The organism is Neptuniibacter sp., assembly GCF_024231755.1.
In the GTDB taxonomy this organism is placed as follows: Bacteria; Pseudomonadota; Gammaproteobacteria; order Pseudomonadales; family Balneatricaceae; genus Neptuniibacter.
Window position 1 is genome coordinate 15,739 of sequence record NZ_JAAEQH010000069.1, and the last position, 17,763, is coordinate 33,501.

Annotated in this window: 16 protein-coding genes and 1 pseudogene; 4 read left to right on the forward strand and 13 right to left on the reverse strand. The window is 45.0% G+C overall.

Features of this window, described 5'->3' with window-relative positions:
* Positions 1–23 precede the first annotated feature (23 nt).
* From GY843_RS03365 to GY843_RS03390, 6 genes are all read right to left on the reverse strand, one after another.
* Positions 24–2,621, reverse strand: coding sequence for an EAL domain-containing protein (locus GY843_RS03365; protein WP_297306514.1), 2,598 nt, complete (start codon positions 2,619–2,621; stop codon positions 24–26).
* Positions 2,618–4,081 (reverse strand): extracellular solute-binding protein, encoded by a 1,464-nt coding sequence (locus tag GY843_RS03370; protein ID WP_297306517.1) that lies wholly within the window; start codon positions 4,079–4,081, stop codon positions 2,618–2,620. The genes GY843_RS03365 and GY843_RS03370 overlap by 4 nt, the downstream gene beginning before the upstream one ends.
* Before the next feature lie 203 nt (positions 4,082–4,284).
* The gene (locus GY843_RS03375; protein WP_297306518.1) at positions 4,285–5,628 is read right to left on the reverse strand and encodes a deoxyribodipyrimidine photo-lyase; all 1,344 of its coding nucleotides are present in this window, start codon (positions 5,626–5,628) and stop codon (positions 4,285–4,287) included.
* A gap of 46 nt (positions 5,629–5,674) precedes the next feature.
* A complete protein-coding gene (locus GY843_RS03380) occupies positions 5,675–6,640 on the reverse strand; it encodes a DUF523 and DUF1722 domain-containing protein (protein ID WP_297306520.1) in 966 nt (321 codons plus the stop codon).
* Between the two features lie 24 nt (positions 6,641–6,664).
* Entirely contained in the window at positions 6,665–7,342 is a 678-nt protein-coding gene (locus GY843_RS03385) for a ChrR family anti-sigma-E factor (protein WP_297306522.1), read from the reverse strand.
* Positions 7,339–7,932 carry a sigma-70 family RNA polymerase sigma factor gene (locus GY843_RS03390; RefSeq protein WP_297306524.1) on the reverse strand — a complete coding sequence of 198 codons (594 nt, stop codon included), beginning with the start codon at positions 7,930–7,932 and terminating at the stop codon, positions 7,339–7,341. Before GY843_RS03390 ends, GY843_RS03385 begins: the two co-directional genes overlap by 4 nt.
* A gap of 119 nt (positions 7,933–8,051) precedes the next feature.
* Between GY843_RS03390 and GY843_RS03395 the strand changes: the two genes are divergently transcribed.
* From GY843_RS03395 to GY843_RS03405, 3 genes are read left to right on the forward strand one after another with little or no spacing between them, the layout of a single operon-like run.
* A complete protein-coding gene (locus tag GY843_RS03395; RefSeq protein WP_297306525.1) occupies positions 8,052–9,428 on the forward strand; it encodes an NAD(P)/FAD-dependent oxidoreductase in 1,377 nt (458 codons plus the stop codon).
* A complete protein-coding gene (locus GY843_RS03400) occupies positions 9,421–10,233 on the forward strand; it encodes a DUF1365 domain-containing protein (RefSeq protein WP_297306527.1) in 813 nt (270 codons plus the stop codon). The genes GY843_RS03395 and GY843_RS03400 overlap by 8 nt, the downstream gene beginning before the upstream one ends.
* Complete coding sequence (locus GY843_RS03405) at positions 10,220–11,449, forward strand: cyclopropane-fatty-acyl-phospholipid synthase family protein (protein WP_297306529.1); 1,230 nt, start codon at positions 10,220–10,222, stop codon at positions 11,447–11,449. Before GY843_RS03400 ends, GY843_RS03405 begins: the two co-directional genes overlap by 14 nt.
* Before the next feature lie 148 nt (positions 11,450–11,597).
* On the opposite strand, the gene GY843_RS03410 is transcribed toward GY843_RS03405, so the two are convergent.
* The 6 genes from GY843_RS03410 to GY843_RS03435 are packed head-to-tail and all read right to left on the reverse strand — an operon-like array spanning position 11,598 to position 15,309.
* Positions 11,598–12,014, reverse strand: a complete 417-nt coding sequence (locus GY843_RS03410) for a nuclear transport factor 2 family protein (RefSeq protein WP_297306531.1) — start codon at positions 12,012–12,014, stop codon at positions 11,598–11,600.
* On the reverse strand, positions 12,007–12,822 hold the full coding sequence (locus tag GY843_RS03415) for an SDR family oxidoreductase (protein WP_297306534.1): 816 nt from the start codon (positions 12,820–12,822) through the stop codon (positions 12,007–12,009). Before GY843_RS03415 ends, GY843_RS03410 begins: the two co-directional genes overlap by 8 nt.
* Positions 12,823–12,828: 6 nt before the next feature.
* On the reverse strand, positions 12,829–13,395 hold the full coding sequence (locus GY843_RS03420; RefSeq protein ID WP_297306536.1) for a DUF3833 domain-containing protein: 567 nt from the start codon (positions 13,393–13,395) through the stop codon (positions 12,829–12,831).
* Positions 13,379–13,894, reverse strand: coding sequence for a chalcone isomerase family protein (locus tag GY843_RS03425; protein WP_297306538.1), 516 nt, complete (start codon positions 13,892–13,894; stop codon positions 13,379–13,381). The genes GY843_RS03420 and GY843_RS03425 overlap by 17 nt, the downstream gene beginning before the upstream one ends.
* Positions 13,879–14,430, reverse strand: a complete 552-nt coding sequence (locus GY843_RS03430) for a DUF2878 domain-containing protein (protein WP_297306540.1) — start codon at positions 14,428–14,430, stop codon at positions 13,879–13,881. Before GY843_RS03430 ends, GY843_RS03425 begins: the two co-directional genes overlap by 16 nt.
* A gap of 45 nt (positions 14,431–14,475) precedes the next feature.
* Positions 14,476–15,309: a LysR family transcriptional regulator gene (locus GY843_RS03435; protein ID WP_297306542.1), complete on the reverse strand. Its 834-nt coding sequence runs from the start codon at positions 15,307–15,309 to the stop codon at positions 14,476–14,478.
* Between the two features lie 105 nt (positions 15,310–15,414).
* On the opposite strand from GY843_RS03435, the gene GY843_RS03440 reads away from it, so the two are divergent.
* Complete coding sequence (locus GY843_RS03440; RefSeq protein WP_297306544.1) at positions 15,415–16,605, forward strand: YbfB/YjiJ family MFS transporter; 1,191 nt, start codon at positions 15,415–15,417, stop codon at positions 16,603–16,605.
* Between the two features lie 165 nt (positions 16,606–16,770).
* Here the strand turns inward: GY843_RS03440 and GY843_RS03445 are convergent.
* Positions 16,771–17,763: pseudogene (locus GY843_RS03445) on the reverse strand (hypothetical protein); the annotation flags it as partial.

The window sequence follows — 17,763 nt, forward strand, 5'->3', positions numbered from 1 at the left end:
ATGCTATGGCAATAAATAAACAACTAATGTTCGAGATACTGCTGCGACCATTCCCAAAATGTATCTACGCTGAGAGGTCGGCTGAAGTAAAAACCCTGTAATCTATCGCAATGCATTTCAGAAAGTATCTCTGCCTGCTGGAGGGTTTCAACACCCTCCGCAACTATAGTTAACCCCAAGCCCTTACTCATACTGGCCGCAGCCGAAACTAACGATAAATCTTCGGCATCGTGCTCAATATCCCGGACAAAAGTTCGATCAATCTTGAGAATATCAAAGGGGAACTTCTTAAGATTACTCAATGATGAGTATCCCGTACCAAAATCATCCATCGCTAACTTAAGGCCGATATCCTTCAGATCAGTCAGAATCTTACTTGCCTCTTGTGGATTACGTATCAAAAGCCCCTCTGTCATCTCCAGCATCAACTGATCTGCTGGGAAATTATGTTTTTCAATGGCAGATTGAATCACGGGTTTCAGCTCATTACCGTTGATCTGACGAGGCGAAACGTTAATAGAAAGGGATAAACGGCCCAAACCAGATTTCTGCCACTGGCTAACCTGCGCCACAGCCGTTTCCACAACCCAATTTCCAATTGGAACAATAAGGCCACTTTGCTCTGCAATACCGATAAACTCATCTGGCATCACCCGTCCAAGATCAGAGTTTTCCCAGCGAATCAGTGCTTCAACACCCACTAAGCTTTTATCAACTGCATCAATAATAGGTTGATATAGGAGATAAACCTCGTCTCTTTCCAAAGCACCTTTAAGCTGGTTCTCAATATCGATTCGTTTACGTAGATTTTCATGAATGGACTGGTTGAAAAAGTGGTAGGTATTCTTACCCGCCTCTTTGGCCTGATACATCGCTAGATCCGCATTACGCAGTAAAACAGCTCCATCCTGGCCATCTTCAGGGTAAACAGCTAAGCCAATGCTTGGCGTTACTGACAGTTCATTATTACCCAGCTTGAAAGGTTGTGAAAAAGCCTTACTAATTTTATTAAGTACCGGCTGACAAGCCTCCCTCGAAGGCAGATGAGTCATTATCAAAAGAAACTCATCTCCACCCAGTCGGGCGACCGTGTCCGAATCTCTTACTGATCGTTTCAGACGTTGAGCTGCCTGTACTAATAGAGCATCCCCCATTTCATGGCCGAGTGAATCATTTACATTTTTGAAGCCATCAAGGTCGATAAACATCAGGGCCAGTTTTTCATTATTACGCTGGGCATAAATAACACTCTGCGCCAACCTGTCCATAGCCAGAGTACGGTTAGGTAACTCTGTTAGAGCGTCATAACGCGCCTGATACAGTATTTTCTGATCTTGCTCTTTACGCTCGGTGATATCCACTTTGATAACCAGATAATGGGTAAGAACCCCATTTTCATCTGCAACGGGCGATATGTGGGTATATTCCCAATACAGCTCACCACTCTTACGTTGATTACAAAGCTCCCCTCGCCATTCTTCCCCCGCATTGACCGCCGCCCATATCTCGTTACTCACCTCTGCTCCGTTCTGCTCTTCATTCAAAAGATTAGTAGGTCCATCTTTTATCTCTTCAGCGCTATAACCGGAGCAATCGGTAAATGCTTGATTGACATACTCAACACTGCCATCAACCCGGACGATGATCACACTAACCGGGCTTTGCGCTACTGCAGGCGAAAGAATCCTCAATTCCTCCTCCATCTTGCGACGTTCATCAATCTCTGCCTGTAATCTGAGGTTAGTATCAGAAAGTTCTTCCGTACGCTGCTCTACCCTGATTTCAAGCTCTTCACGTGCCTGATTAAGGGCACGTTGTCTTGTGGCTACCTTCTCCCGCATCGCGTTGAAAGCAACCGCAAGCTCGGCTAATTCATCGTTACCTCGGATATCTATCTCATCATCCACTTTGCCCGCAGCTACCTGATTAAATGCATCATGCAGGTAGTTCACACGACCAGAAAGATAGCGAGCAAACAAAAGCAGTAGTGCCACCCCTATGAACATGGCTGCCACAGAGATAATTAGAAAGTTATGACGTTGATTTTCCAAGTCATCAGCTGCCAGTTGGTAGGATTGCTCCGCATCACGTTCAATAAGTTGGGATAGTTTCTCCAGCTTGATGATAAGCGTGTCAAAACGGGGATGGGCCTGATAGGTGGATAAACGAATCACTTCGTCAATATCCATACTGGAAGCAGCCTGCTCTACCTGCTCCAGGCTTTCAGTCAGTAGTAGCCAATTCTGCTCTATCTGCCTGATCGGATCTTTGTATACAGATCGGTTCGCCTGCGCAAAAGAAACCAGAGATTCAGCGAAAGTTTCTACTTGCTTTTCCATCTCCGCAATTTCTGCCGCTAAAGCAAAGTAGTCATGAATCTGAGGGAGATTAGCTTCAGTCACTCGCAGACGGTACATCTGCGACTGCAGATTACTCATATCCGCCAGAGGTTTAACCGTTTCTTTACGGACCTGTTCTTGTCTCTCCGCGGCTCTTTGAATAACACTATTGCCCAATGACAACAGCATAAAAATAAAGACCATAACAACGGTAGCGCCCGTCAGTAACTTGCGCTTAAATGATATCCTTGGTTTAACCTGCGGCTCTTTCTGCTGCATCATTCTTTGTTCTTATTATTCTGCCCCGGGTAGTTTTTTCGGATTTCATGCCAGATAACTTTCTGGCTTTCCCTACCATATTTATTAGTTACATCCTGCCAGCCCGCTGCCACATCTCGCATAGCTTCCTGCGCAGTTTTTACTCCACTGGCGGCAAGAAAAATTTGTTTATTTAATATCGAAATATACTCTGTATCACCGGGTAAACCTGTGCCTGCGGGTACGGTATGAGGTAGATCCTGCTGAACAGTGTTAAGCACTTCGGCAGTGTAAATTTTCTGCATAGCAGAGTTTGAAAGATGGGAAAAACGATAAGGATCAGAAAAACCACCTTTCGTACCAATAGCTTCTACGGAGATATCGGGATCGGTTAGCCACATAGCAAACAGATATGCGAGTTCTTTATTCTGCGCACGCTTGGGGATAACAAGGTTGTTACCATAAATCAGCGTGGTTCGCCGGTTTAGCTTATCCCCAATACGGACACCCGGCATAGGCACAGCGATGAAGTCACCCCGCACTTTAGAATGGGGAAGATTGAAAATCTTAGCCCCTGCCAGAGTAATAATCGTTGAATAGCCTTTACCATTAAGAAAGCGAGGCAGAGTGAAAGTGTAGTTGCTGTCTTTGTTAAGGATTCCTTCCGGAGAGAAAGGCACTGTAGCTATATAGCTCTCCGTTGCTGCAATCCCTTCTGGACTATTGATAAGAGGGTTCATATCCTCATCAAATAGAAGTTGATTAGGCAAGGACTGCGACGCATAACGCAACATCCAGAACATCCAACCGGAAGACTGATCTCTTTGCTCTAGCGATCCTACGATTCCTCTGTCAGGCATATGGAAGAACTCAACCTGCTGTTGGTATTCCTGCCAGGTTTCAGGCGCTTGTAAGGCCTTACCATAGAGCTTTTGATAACGAGCCTGATGATTAGGATCATCCAGTAGATCTCGACGTAAATAGAGTATTGCCAAATCACCATCAGCAGGTATTGCCACTTGATTTCCAGCGAATTCAGCCTGTAACACTGGCAAAATGAGATCATTATCCATCCCCACACCTAACTGAAAACGATCAGCATAAGGGCGCAGATTTTCTATTAGCAACTGTTGGTATAGATCTGCATATTCACGGTTACGGGCGATAGTCAGGTCTACGTTTTCTGCCTGGCGTATGAAGTTCAGGGACGCAACCTGTGGCATGGTATGAACATCAATTGAAGTCCCTGTTTCGGTTTCCCAACGTGCTTTAAGCTGATGACTATCGCCGAGGAAATTTGCGATATTTCCCTGCTTTGCGACCAGATGAAGTACTTCACCTGATCGCACCTCACCTGAAGCAATCAGAGATTTCACATGCTCAACTGCGAGTTCTGCCTGCTGACCAGCATGACTGGTAAATGAAAGAAAAATGCTAGAAAGAAACAACAGGGCTTTAATACCCTGAACACTATACCGCTGCATACCGGCCCCTGATTATTGTTATTATTTTCAGTTTAAAAAGTATCTACACTTAAAACAGCTTAGTACAGTTTTTAGATAACTCTTCTTTTACGGAATATTTAAGGGAACACTTTTAAAGAACAACAAGTTAGACTAATTTTCGGCCTACGTACAATAGTGTTTAGAATCAGTGGAAATAAACAACCCCAACGGATTCTCCAAAGCTATGACCTGTTGTATTCATCGATAGATAGTTTTCGTGCCGATGCATAATCAATCACGGGAGAGATACTGCCAGAGAGTATCCATTGCTTAATAAAAATATTATCTGGATCGAACCTCTCACTCTGCCGTAGCGGATTGAAAATGCGGAAATAAGGCGCGGCATCCGCCCCAACAGAGGCAGACCACTGCCAACCGCCAAGATTAGAAGCGAAGTCTCCATCAATGAGATGCTGCATAAAGAATCGCGCTCCTAAACGCCAATCCTGGCGCAGAAGTTTAGTCAGGAAAGAAGCAGTTACCATACGCAATCGGTTATGCATCCACCCCGTTTCGAGGAGTTGTCTCATCCCTGCATCAACCAGAGGAAAACCGGTATTCCCCTCACACCAGGCATTAAATAAAGCGTTATCCTGGTGCCAGATGATTCGCTGTTCCACTTCCGGTTTAAACGGTTGCCAACGATTCATCTCCGGATATAACACCAAAAGGTGACGATAAAACTCCCGCCAGATCAATTCGGTTACCCACTGATTGTCAAACCAGCTTTCATCTTGTGAATAGGTCTTTAAAGCTGCCAGACACTGCCTGACACTTAGTACACCCATACTCAGATAGGGTGATAAAGATGATGTAGCCTCAAGCGCAGGAAAATCACGTTCGTTAGGATATTCACTCAGTTTTGTGGTTACAAAAGTTTGTAACCGTTGGTGTGCATGATCAGCACCTGCAGGCCATAGAGTATTATTCCAATCAGCCCCCAAACAATTTGCATAATTGATCTGATAGGGAATTGGATCAGCTGGAATAGAATGCTCCAACTGAGGTGCAGGCGCAGGCAGCGGTTGCGGATTTATTCGAATAAACTCAGCCCGCCAACGCCTGCTGAAAGGGGTAAAAACACGGTAAGGTTCGCCCTGCTGATTGAGAATAGTTCCAGCTGGCATTACCAAATCACAGTCATAGCTCGAACAGTTAATACTGTTACGTCCGAATAGCTGCTCTACCCTTTGATCCCTTAATAACTCGTATTCAGCATATTCCTTGTTGAAGAACAAACCTGTTACAGCATGCTCCTTAGCAAGAGCGAAGAGCTTTTCTGGTATCTCTTCATTGCTGTCAGTAAAAATAACTTTTAACGGGATATTTAGCTTTTCAAGGTCTTTCGATAACTGCTGCAGATTCGCTAACCAGAACTGAACCCTGCATTTGGCCTCATCCTGCTGCAACCATTGCTCTGGCGAGATGGCGGCAACTGCAATTACCCCTTCACCTAGGCTACAGGCATGATAGAGGGCGTGGTTATCAACTGTCCGAAGGTCATTTCTAAACCAGACAAGCTTCATTGCTTATCAACTCCCTGACGATTCCTGAAAAGTATTCCCGAACAGGCTATATATAATTTCTCAGCCCCAGCTCATGTGGATAAGGGTCAAGATAAGCCTGTGACTGGATGTAATCACTGCCATGACGTTTGAGGTAATGTTTCAAAAGGGTCAGGGGAACAACTAAATGCACTTTTGCAGTCCGGTACTGCTCGATAGTTTCAAGCAGATCCTGCTTGGTATCAGAATCAATCTCTTTTTTCAGATAACCGAGTATATGCATCAGCGTGTTGGTATGACTCTTGCGGTTTGCCCGCTTGGTCAGATGTTGCATCAGCTGCAGGATATATTGCTCCAACACCTCGGATAAAGGCTGATGTGAAGCCTCTTCAGCCAGATATCGTCCGATCGTTTTATAGCCTTCATAGCAATGCGCCATTAGCTGATACTTATGGCGGCTATGGAACTGTAGCACCTGATGCAGTGAAGGGTCCGACATCACCTCCTGTTGCCAGCTGTGATACACAAAAACCCGGGTAATGAAATTTTCCCGTAGAACAGGATCGTTTAAACGCCCCTCCTCCTCTACAGGTAAGGCAGGATTATTGCGCATTAACTGCGCAGCATATGCGCCTCGCCCTGCTTCATTGGGTAAACCATTTTCATGGTACACCTTAACCCTTTCCATACCGCAGCTAGGGGAGCCCTTCATCAGGATATAACCACATAACTCGGTGTGCTTCGCACTTACCTCATCAGCATAAGCATGAAGCTTATCAGTCACATCAAAGTCTGGATCTTTTACACCAACAACACGAGGAGATGCTGCATCTCCAACTAAGCGGATCGGTTCACGGGGAGTAGACAAACCTATGGAGACTTCTGGACAAAGGGGTACAAAGTCAAAACACTCATTTAATACATTGAGGCAGTATTTCGAGCGTTTGTGACCACCATCGTAACGTACTTTATGCCCCATAAGACATGCGCTAATCCCAACCGGGATAGAACGACTCTTAACTTGCTGTTCCATAACGATTCTCCCGCCTGCTTAAATTCAGAAGCCTGTGATTGGTTGTACGATTTTGCCAAGCAAGGTGCTGAACTTGAGCGGTGCATCGGTAGCGATCAGGCAGATGCAATCTTCATCGCTATCTACCAGAGGCTGATGCTCAATTTCATTGTCCAGATCAGCAATATCCCCCGCCGTAAAACGCCCCATCTCATCCGAGAATGAACCACGCAGAATGAGGGTTAGCTCATTACCATCATGACTATGTGGCAGCATCGCTTTACCGGGCGCTATCCGCAACAGGCGGGAAACCCCACCACGCTCGGTTTTAAAGGGCAGATCGCAATAAGAGACACCGGGCACAATACGTTTCCATTCGACCTGCTCCAGTGAACCACCAATAACTTCTGCCAGAGGTTGAGGCAGATCGCTATCGATAGATTCTGCTCTATCTTGAACTACCGGTTCAAATACCGAAGCAGAAAAACCAGTCTCTTCATCGTCTAATGCAGCCAATACCTGATCTAGTGCATCATCACTAATATTTGCCGCTTCGAGGCTATCCAAAAGCATGCCGCCGATCGCTTCCGATTGCTGTACTCGCTCACGACATTCAGGGCACATGGAGATATGACAGGCAACTACCAGTGCCATTGCCTGCGACATCGATCCAGCGGCATAACTGACCAGAGTAGCTTCATCCAGGTGATGTTTAATGTTCATACACCATCCCTCCATATCGTTTTTAACTTTTCAGAAGCCAGTCTTATTCTTGACTTCACACTACCCAAAGGAACACCTAACCGGTCCGATATATCTGAGTGGGAACGCCCTTCAAAAAAGGACATATAGATAACTTGCGCCTGCTTTTCCGGTAACTGCGCTATAGCTCTGTTGAGACGATCTGACGTAACCATCTCTTCGCCAGGATTGTGCTCATCCGGTTCTTCATGCCACTCTTCCAGGCCATACTCTGGATACTTCTGTTTACGCATCCAATCGATACTCAGGTTACGCGCCAGGGTAAAAATCCATGTACTCGCTGCAGCTTTCGAACGATTGTACATATGCGCTTTGCGCCAGACTGCTAGCATGGTTTCCTGCATTAACTCTTCCGCTGTTGTCTCTACTAAACCTAAACGGATAATGTAAGCCTTCACTTTAGGCGCAAAGTGTTTGAAGAGTTCTATATACAGTGTTTTCTTCTTAGTCTCTGCCAATTGAGCTAGCAGATCGCTCCAGTCTTGTGATTTTTCACGTTGGGGCATGGTAACTATATTGTCCACATCTTCACCCGGTGGTTTATTTTCCATAACTCCCCTTACGGATATTGGTTTCATTCAGATCATATGTCATATGTAAAAAATAAATATGATCTTTTCTCTTTAATGCTGCGTAATAAGGTATCAATTAACAAATTATGGACATCCTGATGAATTTAGCAGCGATAAGACCAAAAAAAATTGCAGTTGTCGGCTCTGGTGTATCCGGCCTGAGCTGCGCATGGCTGCTAAACAAAGCGCATCAGGTAACGCTTTATGAGAAAGATGATCGTCTCGGCGGGCATTCCAATACAGTTACATTCCCCCTTGATAGCAGCAATGTAAACGTAGACACCGGGTTTATCGTATTCAATCCGGTTAACTACCCGAATTTGGTTAAATTTTTTGAAACTCTGAATATCAACACCTGTGAAACTGATATGTCTTTCGCAGTATCAATGAATAAGGGTGAGCTGGAATATTCTGGTACAGGGCTAAAAGGACTATTGGCTCAGAAAAGAAATCTAGTTCGTCCCTCCTTCTGGCGAATGGTCCGAGAGTTACTCCGTTTTTATCGGGAATCCGAACAGATGATGCAGCAAGATGATCTCCATAAGATCACACTCAAAGAGCTTCTGCAGCAACACCGTTACGGAACTGAATTTATCCAGAATCATCTGCTGCCTATGGGTGCAGCGATCTGGTCAACACCGGTCGATAAGATGCTTAACTACCCTGCCAGCAGTTTTCTAAGGTTCTGTCGTAATCATGGATTAGTTCAACTTAAAGATCGCCCACAGTGGCGCACTGTGATTGGTGGCAGTAAGCAATATGTCAATCGTATCGCTGAGGAACTGGAAGGTAAGATAAAGCTTAACAGCCGGATTCATCGCATTATTCGTAATCAAGATGAAGTCATCATTGAAGACCACCACGGTAACCGTGAATACTATGATGATGTAGTACTGGCTTGCCATTCTGATCAAGCGCTTGCATTGCTTGATTCACCGACGGAATCAGAACAGACATTACTATCCAGATTTCCCTATCAGCGTAACAAAGCTTACCTTCATATGGATGAAAGCCTGATGCCAATTCGCAAAGCGGTATGGTCAAGCTGGAATTACCTATCCGAAACAGATCAAGATGAATCCCAGCAGGTCTCAGTCACCTATTGGATGAACCAATTGCAGCCTCTCGGCACCGAAAAGCCATTGTTTGTTTCTCTCAACCCTCTCAGGGAACCAGCAGAGGGCAGTATTATCCGCAGCTTTTTCTACGATCACCCGGAGTTCGGGCGTGATGCTTTAACATCGCAAAAACAGCTTTGGTCACTACAAGGGAAACGGCGGACCTGGTTTTGCGGCGCCTATTTTGGATACGGTTTTCATGAAGACGGCCTGCAGGCAGGTTTGGCTGTAGCTGAACAGTTAGGGGGCGTGCCCCGCCCTTGGCACCTCGAAGATAAAAACAGCCGTATTTTCGTTGATGAGCAGCGCCCTGTATGTTCAGCACAACCACAACTGGATGGTTTGGCCCATGGTTGATCTAAATAGCTGTATCTATCAAGGGCATGTGATGCATCACCGTTTCAGTCCAGCTAAACACCGTTTTATCTATCGGGTCTTTTCCTGCTGTATTGATCTGGATGAACTACCCTGGCTTGATCAATTAAAACTCTTTTCCTTAAACAGCTTTAATCTGTTTTCCTTCCATGAGAAAGATTATGGATCTGGACGAGAGGAAGGCAACCTTGTCGGCTATATCCGTTCTCTGCTAATAAAACGCGGTTATCCAAGTGCGACTCACAGAATCAAACTGCTCTGCTACCCTCGTATTTTAGGTTATGCCTTTAACCCATTGAGCGTTTACTTCTGCTACAACGCTGAAGAAAAACTGGAAGTCATTCTCTATGAAGTGAGTAACACTTTTGGCTCTCGACATACCTACCTTCTACCCGCTGGAGATAGCATTGATGTCGTAAGGCACGGTTGCAACAAGAAACTCTACGTCAGCCCATTTATGCCTATGGATACAGCCTACAGCTTCCGTATCCAGCCCCCGACCAAGAAAGTCGCTGTTTGTATTCGCCAGAGCAATAGCAACGCAGTTGATTCGCACCCGATACTGCACGCGACATTTACAGGATCACACTCAACACTGAACGATCTTTCTCTCCTGAAAATGCTGATCAAATATCCATTAATGACACTTAAGGTCATGGGCGGCATCCACTGGGAAGCTCTTAAACTTTGGCGCAAAAAACTCAAAATTCAGCCGCGTGATAAAAACAGAACATTAAGCATCAGTTGGCAGGATAAAAGCGGAGTATCACACCATGAAAGCTTATGAACCGATCAATACACTGACAAAAAAGCTGAACCCGCAACCATCCTGGCTGGAGAAACAGCTGCTACAAAAACTCAGACCTCTGCTGGATAAATCTTGCGGCACGTTACAGCTAACCCTGCCCAGTGGCTATCAATGCAGATTAGGTAGTAATTCCCCTGTAGCTGATGTAAAGCTGCATAACTTCCGTCCGTTACTGCGGCTTTACATGGGCGGTATTAACGGCTGGTCTGAAAGTTATCTGGCCAAAGAGTGGGACAGTAACAATCTTACCGCTCTGGTGAAGTGGGCACTGACTTATGAAAAAGAGTTAGGATCTATCGCTAAAGCAAGTTTCCTAACAGAAACCCTGCACAACTTTTATCACTGGCAGCGAGATAACAGCCGTAAAGGCAGCCAGCGTAATATCGCAGCCCATTACGATCTTGGTAATGATTTTTATAAACACTGGCTCGACGAAAGCATGACCTATTCAGCGGCACTCTATCAAAATGATAGTACGCCTCTGATTGAAGCTCAGAAAAATAAAAATAGCCGCATTCTGGAACTGCTAGATGCAAAACCTGGTGAAAGAATTGTAGAGATTGGCTGTGGCTGGGGAGGCTTTGCTATTCAAGCCAGTCAGGACAACAACCTGAATGTACATGGTGTCACCCTATCTAAAGAACAGCTAGCCTGGGCCAAAGATAAGGTGGATCAGGCGGAGCTTAATGAACAAGTCCATCTTAGCTTAACTGACTACCGTGACCTTAATCATCAATATGATGGCGTGGTCTCTATTGAGATGTTTGAGGCAGTCGGTGAGGCTCACTGGGATACCTACTTCCAGACTTTGAAAAAAGTACTGAAACCCGGTGGTAACGCCGTTCTTCAGGTGATTAGTATTGAGGATGAGCGTTTCCACAGCTACCGCAAACAGGCAGATTTTATCCAACGCTATGTTTTCCCCGGAGGCATGTTACCAAGTGTCGAAATTCTCCAGAAGAAAATAGCTGAACATGGCTTCAAGCTGAAACAGATGCAGCTGTTCGGCAAAGACTACGCTCGTACCCTCCGGGAATGGAGCCAAGCATTCGAAAACAGTTGGGAACAGATCCGTGAACAGGGATTTGATGAAAACTTCTATCGTCTGTGGCGTTACTATCTCGCTTATTGTGAAGGTGGATTTGAACAGGGATCAATCGATGTAGGGCTATATGTGCTCTGTCATGAAGACTAGAAATTGAATTAGAGACAACCATCCACAGGGCCCTCTTCAAGAGGGCATTTTTATGCCAGAAATACTGAAGTAACGATGTGTAGTTCTTCTATAGGAGCGGCTAAGAGTTCAATTAATAAAATCGATGCCAGAAGATCCGAGAAGACCATTAGTGTGAAAGCTTACAACGAAGTTTACCTATTATGCAGCCAAGAACAGGCAACCTTTGCATCAGCTCAGATGCATCCCAATAATCATGGTGCAAAGTAATTAAGCCTTGGCTGTCGGCTTCAAGACGGCTTGTACCTTCAACGCTAAACTCACCAGTCATTTTACTATTCGCAGTAAAGGTCCAGCGAATAAAAGCAGAAAGATCATCCTGCATAGATTGATGAATAGTGAAACGAACGGTAGGAAGCTTCTCGAACATATCCGCCATGATGGCCAGAAAAGCCTGCTGTGAATGGGTATGATTGAACGGATCACGGAACTCCAGGGTATCTGCAGTCACTGTTTCCAGACTCTGTAGATTATTCCGGTCCAGCTTTTCAAGCACGTTGATGTAGTTTTCCAGCCAATTATCCATGCTTATCTACCGCTTCAGTTTCAGGTTCAACTTTGACGCTTTTCTCAAGCAAACCAAAGTACCAACTGTAGGGTAGGAGCCGCAGGAACTTCAACAGGTAGACAAAACGTTTTGGAAAGCAGATCTCAAATCGTCTACCGAGCAATCCATTCAGGATCTCGACGGCAGCCTCTTCAGGCTCCATTAAAGCAGGCATTTTGAAATCGTTTTTATCGGTTAGCGGCGTGCGCACAAATCCCGGATTGATCACCTGTAATTTAATATCAGTGCCTTTTAAGTCAAGGCGAAGCGCCTCGCAGAGATTAATCAGAGCAGCCTTACTTGCACCATAAGCTGCAGCCGTCGGTAAACCACGATAACCGGCAACGGACGCCATTACCGCCAGTTGACCAGAATTACGCTTAATAAAGCGTTTCAACACAGGATCAATGCAGTTGATTGTTCCCTGAAGATTGGTCCGCAAAAGCTTGCTACAACGCTCTGCACTAAATTCATGTGCAGGAAAAGGATCATGAGTGCCGGCATTTAGAATAACCAGATCAGGCACGCCATGCCCTTGATCCCAACTGAGCATCATGTCATCGATCTGTCTCGGGTCAGTGATATCCATGGGAATAGGCACGATCAAACCCAATTCATTACAACAACTATTCTTTAAATTATTTAGTTCAGAAGAGTTTCTAGCTGAAGCGTAAACAGTCAGCCCATAATGGCAGAGCAGTTTTGCAACGGATTCGCCAATTCCCCTACCCGCACCGGTGATCCATGCAGTTTTCCAAGGCAAAGATGAAGGTATGTTACGCATCATATCCCCCTACAAACCGCAACCAGGGGTTAATGACCGGTGTGGAGTATCTGAAACCTTACGGATGTAGAGTGTAATCTGTCCGACTTCTAAACCGAATTTATGCATACTTGCCCGATTAATTAAGTTGTTTTCATCAACCAGATACATCCAGTCATTTAAGCCAATATTCCAGTTCTTCTCGCCAATGGGAATCGACAGCTGATACTTCCAGTTCAGAGCATTACCGGATACCTCACCCTGTGCTTCACCAATGACATCACCGGCACGCCCAGTATAGTGAGTGCCTGACTTTTGTAACTGCCAGCAGCGGTGCTGCTCTTCACCGTCAGCAAAGTAAAAGAGTTCGTCCAGAACACCTTGATCATCTCGCCACTGACCGAGAATATCCGCCTTAAAACGCCGTTTAACCCTGCCTTTGTAATCCTGAACAATGCCATAGGCTTCCAGATGACCATTAAAAAAACGGCTAAGATCCAACTCCGGTTGAGTATCCCGGTACTCATCTATGGTCACTGAACAGCCAAATAAAAAAGGGAAAAATGACATAACCAACACCCTACTCAGTAACTTCATCTTTAAACTCCCCGCGAAGCTTTCGTGCCAAATTAGGATATTCTCCCTGGTCCGAAAGCCAGATCTGAATAAAAGCATGGGAAAACTGTGGGTCATCAAGTGAACCGATCCACTCGCGGTTATAGTAGAAGTGACCCGAGGCTTCCTGATCAATCCAGAAAGTCAGTTCATCTCCTTTTTTGATTTGAGGCCAGATTTTTTCTAACCGAGCTATCCAAAGAGGGATCTTCTCGCTGTTGGCAAAAGTGCGAATCTGATTTCGCGTCTCATCCACCAGCTCATCCCGGCTGATATTTCGTTTATATAAAATCTGCAGCAGCATGGGACTGTTTAATCCATGGAACACTCCATCTGGGGTAGAAAGCTCCGCCTGATAGATATCAAACCAGAGCACCTGCAGGTCTGCTTTACCAACAGCTACCCAGTTCTGTGGAAGTTGCTTTGCCTGCAACGAATGAGGAGCCAATAGGCATACCAGGAGGATCAGCTTTTGAAGCATAAATATTCCTCCAGATTGGAACTGATCCATAACAGCAAAGGAAACATGACCGCCCATATAAGCGCTAAAATCAGCGCACTGGTCAACGCAGGTAGGATTAGCTGAACAGCCCCAAAGTTAGCCGCAGCCATATAAGCCATACTGCCAGCAACGGCACCTACTGGAATGCTTAAAAATAGTTTCCCGGAAAAAAAAGCCAGACTTGACCGCAACGTGCAACAAAAACCGATCCAGAGGAAGATTAACCAGAGCGGAGTAATTCCCTGTACTTTCTCAAACTGGAAAAAACCAAGCAGTGTTAAAGCACAATCAATGCTGTACCCCAATATTGCTGTGATAAATACGACCTGGACTTCAACCAAGGGGGTTGAGTGAAATAAGAAGTGGACCAGCAATAAAAAAATCACAGCAATCAACACGCTGTTGCCAAGCAAAATACAACACGCCCAGAGCAGATTAAAACCGATTAGGTTGCACCAGAAATTTTGTGATTTACCAGAACCGATAAGATCAACAAAAGCCTTACCCAAATACATATATACCTCCCGTAAGAACATATACGGAAGGTAATTGAGATCAGATCAATGGGAGAAAAGCTGAGAGAGATTGCCAATCCCTTCAGAGAGAGGGCTATCCTTTCGATAAACTAATGATAATTGAACATATGCCTGCCCATGACTCACCGGCTGCATCGCTAATGCTTTTTCGTAGCGACTGCCGACCACCATGTTCTGACCCATGATAGTGTATCCCAGGCCTGCAGCTATACAGCCAAGAATACCGTCAGCGCTACTCATCACCATCAAATCTTCACCACCACGCCCTACTTCCTGCTGCCAGAGCAACGCTCGCTTGCGATAACCACAACCCTCCTCACGAACAAACATCACCTGCTCGTAATTATCATCATGTGGCGTAACCATAACCAGCTGCTCTTTAATAATGGGAATTACAATCAGCTCTTCATGATCAGGAGCATTCCCCAAAGTAGCGCAGTCAACCTTATTATCAAGAACCGCCTGTACCAGATTATCACTGGTGTCCGTAAATATTTTCAGATGAATTTCCGGGTGTTTCTGCTTTAGCTGCTTAAGCACCATCGGCATATGCACAGCAGCAAAAGTTTCAGGCATTCCAATGCGCAGATCGTAACTACCTTTATTACTTAAAATAGCGGCTGTAGCCTGGTACTCAAGCTGGATAATCTGGCAGGCATACTGGTATAACTGCTGGCCACTCGGCGTCAGCTGCAGTTTCCTCCCCACTAAATTAAAGAGCTTGGTATCCAGCTCATCTTCCAACTTTTTTACACGGTTCGTGATATTAGATTGCACCGTATGCAACTTTTCAGCAGCACCCCGAATACCATCCTCATCAACCACCGCTTTAAAAGTTTTTAATCCGATAATCTCCATAAACTTCTCTTATAGTGAAGCTTTTATTCTTAAACATTCAATTTTTAAGATTAGCAAAAAACACTAAAATGAGTGAACTGTTATTCAATAAATCGAGAAAACTTTATGCTGAGCTCTCTCACAAAAAGCCGCGTTTACCTAGCGGGCATCTGTAGTCTGATTGTGACTGTAGGCGTAGCTCGTTTTGCATATACACCTCTTCTACCGGTTATGCAGGAAGCCACAGGGCTGACTGAGTCTGAGAGCGGCTGGCTCGCTACCAGTATCTATATGGGTTACATGCTTGGCGTATTGATTACAGCCAATCTGAATAACCTTAATTACAAATATCTGCTGCTGCGTCTCTACTTGATACTCAGTATTGTCACCTCTGCCGCAATGGCGATAACCACCGATATATGGGTTTGGGCAGTACTTCGCTTTATTGCCGGGGTCTGTGGCTCTGGAGGTCTTATCATCGCTTCGGGCCTGATCCTGAAATGGCTGGTACATAATAACCATCGCGCAGAACTTGGCATTCACTTCTGTGGTATTGGCCTGAGTATCATGTCGGCAGCGCTTCTGGTTGAAGTGATGCTGCAACTCTCTGCTTCTTGGCAGCAACAGTGGTTCGCCTTTGCGGTTATGGCGGCGGTTATTGCTCTTCCTGTCTGGCTGTGGATGCCTCATCCAGAAACTGATGCCCATGCTGGAGCTCAAATCAAAGATAACCCACCGGGCAAAACGTTTACGTTATTGATGCTCCTGGCATATTTCTGTGCAGGTTATGGCTATGTAGTAAGCGCAACATTCATTGTGGACATTGTCGAAAGGATAGAAAGCCTACAAGGACTGGGGCCACTCTCTTTTGTTCTTGTTGGCATAGGGGCAACCCCTGCAGTTCTTATCTGGGATAGGGTTGCTCGTAAAGTAGGTTACCTGAAAGCCTTGTTGGCTACCTATTCTCTGAATGTGGTTGGGATATTACTGCCTGCTCTGAGTGATTCTTTAATTGTTATTATCTTGAGTACAGTCTTGTTTGGAGGGACTTTTGTTGCCTGCGTAAGCCTCGTACTGACACTGGCGGGCAAGTTTTTCCCCAGCAATCCAGCCAAGTTTATGGGAAAAATGACCCTTGCTTATGGTGTGTCTCAGATACTTGCTCCGGTTATAACAGGTTATCTCGCGGAAGAATTTGGCAACTATAATCTTGGGCTATACCTTGCTGCAGGCAGCATGATCATAGGTTCTTTATTGATACTTGGATTGATTCTGCTTAAACAGAATAATGAGAGTCAAAGAGCTCTAAACCTCTAAAGCATAAGAACGCTATAAATCTACATATGACACTTTGTAATCAGCAACATTGGGAGCATGCTATAAATTAGCGCTCCCAAAGCGCTGAGTGAAGCTGAAAGTCATTATCTCGAAATTGCGTCGTTTCAGGACTTTCAGGCTGTAACTAAACTTATTTTCTGGCCTCTAACTCAGTAACAGAGTTCCATCAAGGAAGTTAACCGTTTCCACTCCTACGACATCAACCGCAAAATCTGCTCCTATGAATGTATAGCTACCCCCATGATCTTGCACAGTGACGCTCGATTGGTTCGCTCCTAGTTCAAGAATATCGCTACCGGAACCTCCGTCCACACTGTCATACCCCCCTTCATATAAACGGATCAAATCGTCCCCTGCACCCGTATTGATAATATTATCTACTGCGTTGTCATAGACGACATCATTACCTGATCCGGTATAAACATTCTCAATCCAAACGCTAATAGCAATGGCGAGATTATTTTCACCTGTGTAAATATTCTCTTGCTCTTGCGTATAAACTTCGTTCACCCAATTACCAAAATCAAAATTGCTCTGGGTGAATAACCAGTTAGCATCTTCATTGATCTGCTCTTGGATGGTCTTAACATCTATCGAAGAAAACGAGCCAGGACGTAAATCCACATCACTATCACCCGTGGCTGAGGCAACATTAATAGAGTCTTCTCCACCAGCATCCCAAATAGTGAGGTAGTTTTTATCTGCGAAACTAATTGAATAACTATCATCACCTGTGGCTGTACCAAGATTAGCTCCATATATCGCTTGCATGGTGGCTATATCTAGCAACTGATAAGAACTCGGCATCGCATCCCATGTATATGATGCAAGGGCTTGGTTATTACCATAAGTAATATCTACTAAGAGATTACGGGATGCCGTATAAGACATAACTGTATAGTCATAATTATCCTTAATCGGGGCAAGGATATTTAGCCCTTCGAAAGGATGTTCTAATCCAAGAGCGTGACCCAACTCATGAATTAGAGTCAAACTATCATCACTTCCTTCGCCATATTTGCCAGCACCTTGGTCCTGATAATCGAGGAATATTTCACCGCCTATAGGTAAAGTTGATGGGAAATAAGAATAGCCGTCATTATCACCAGTATTGACAGCGTTATAGTTAATATCACC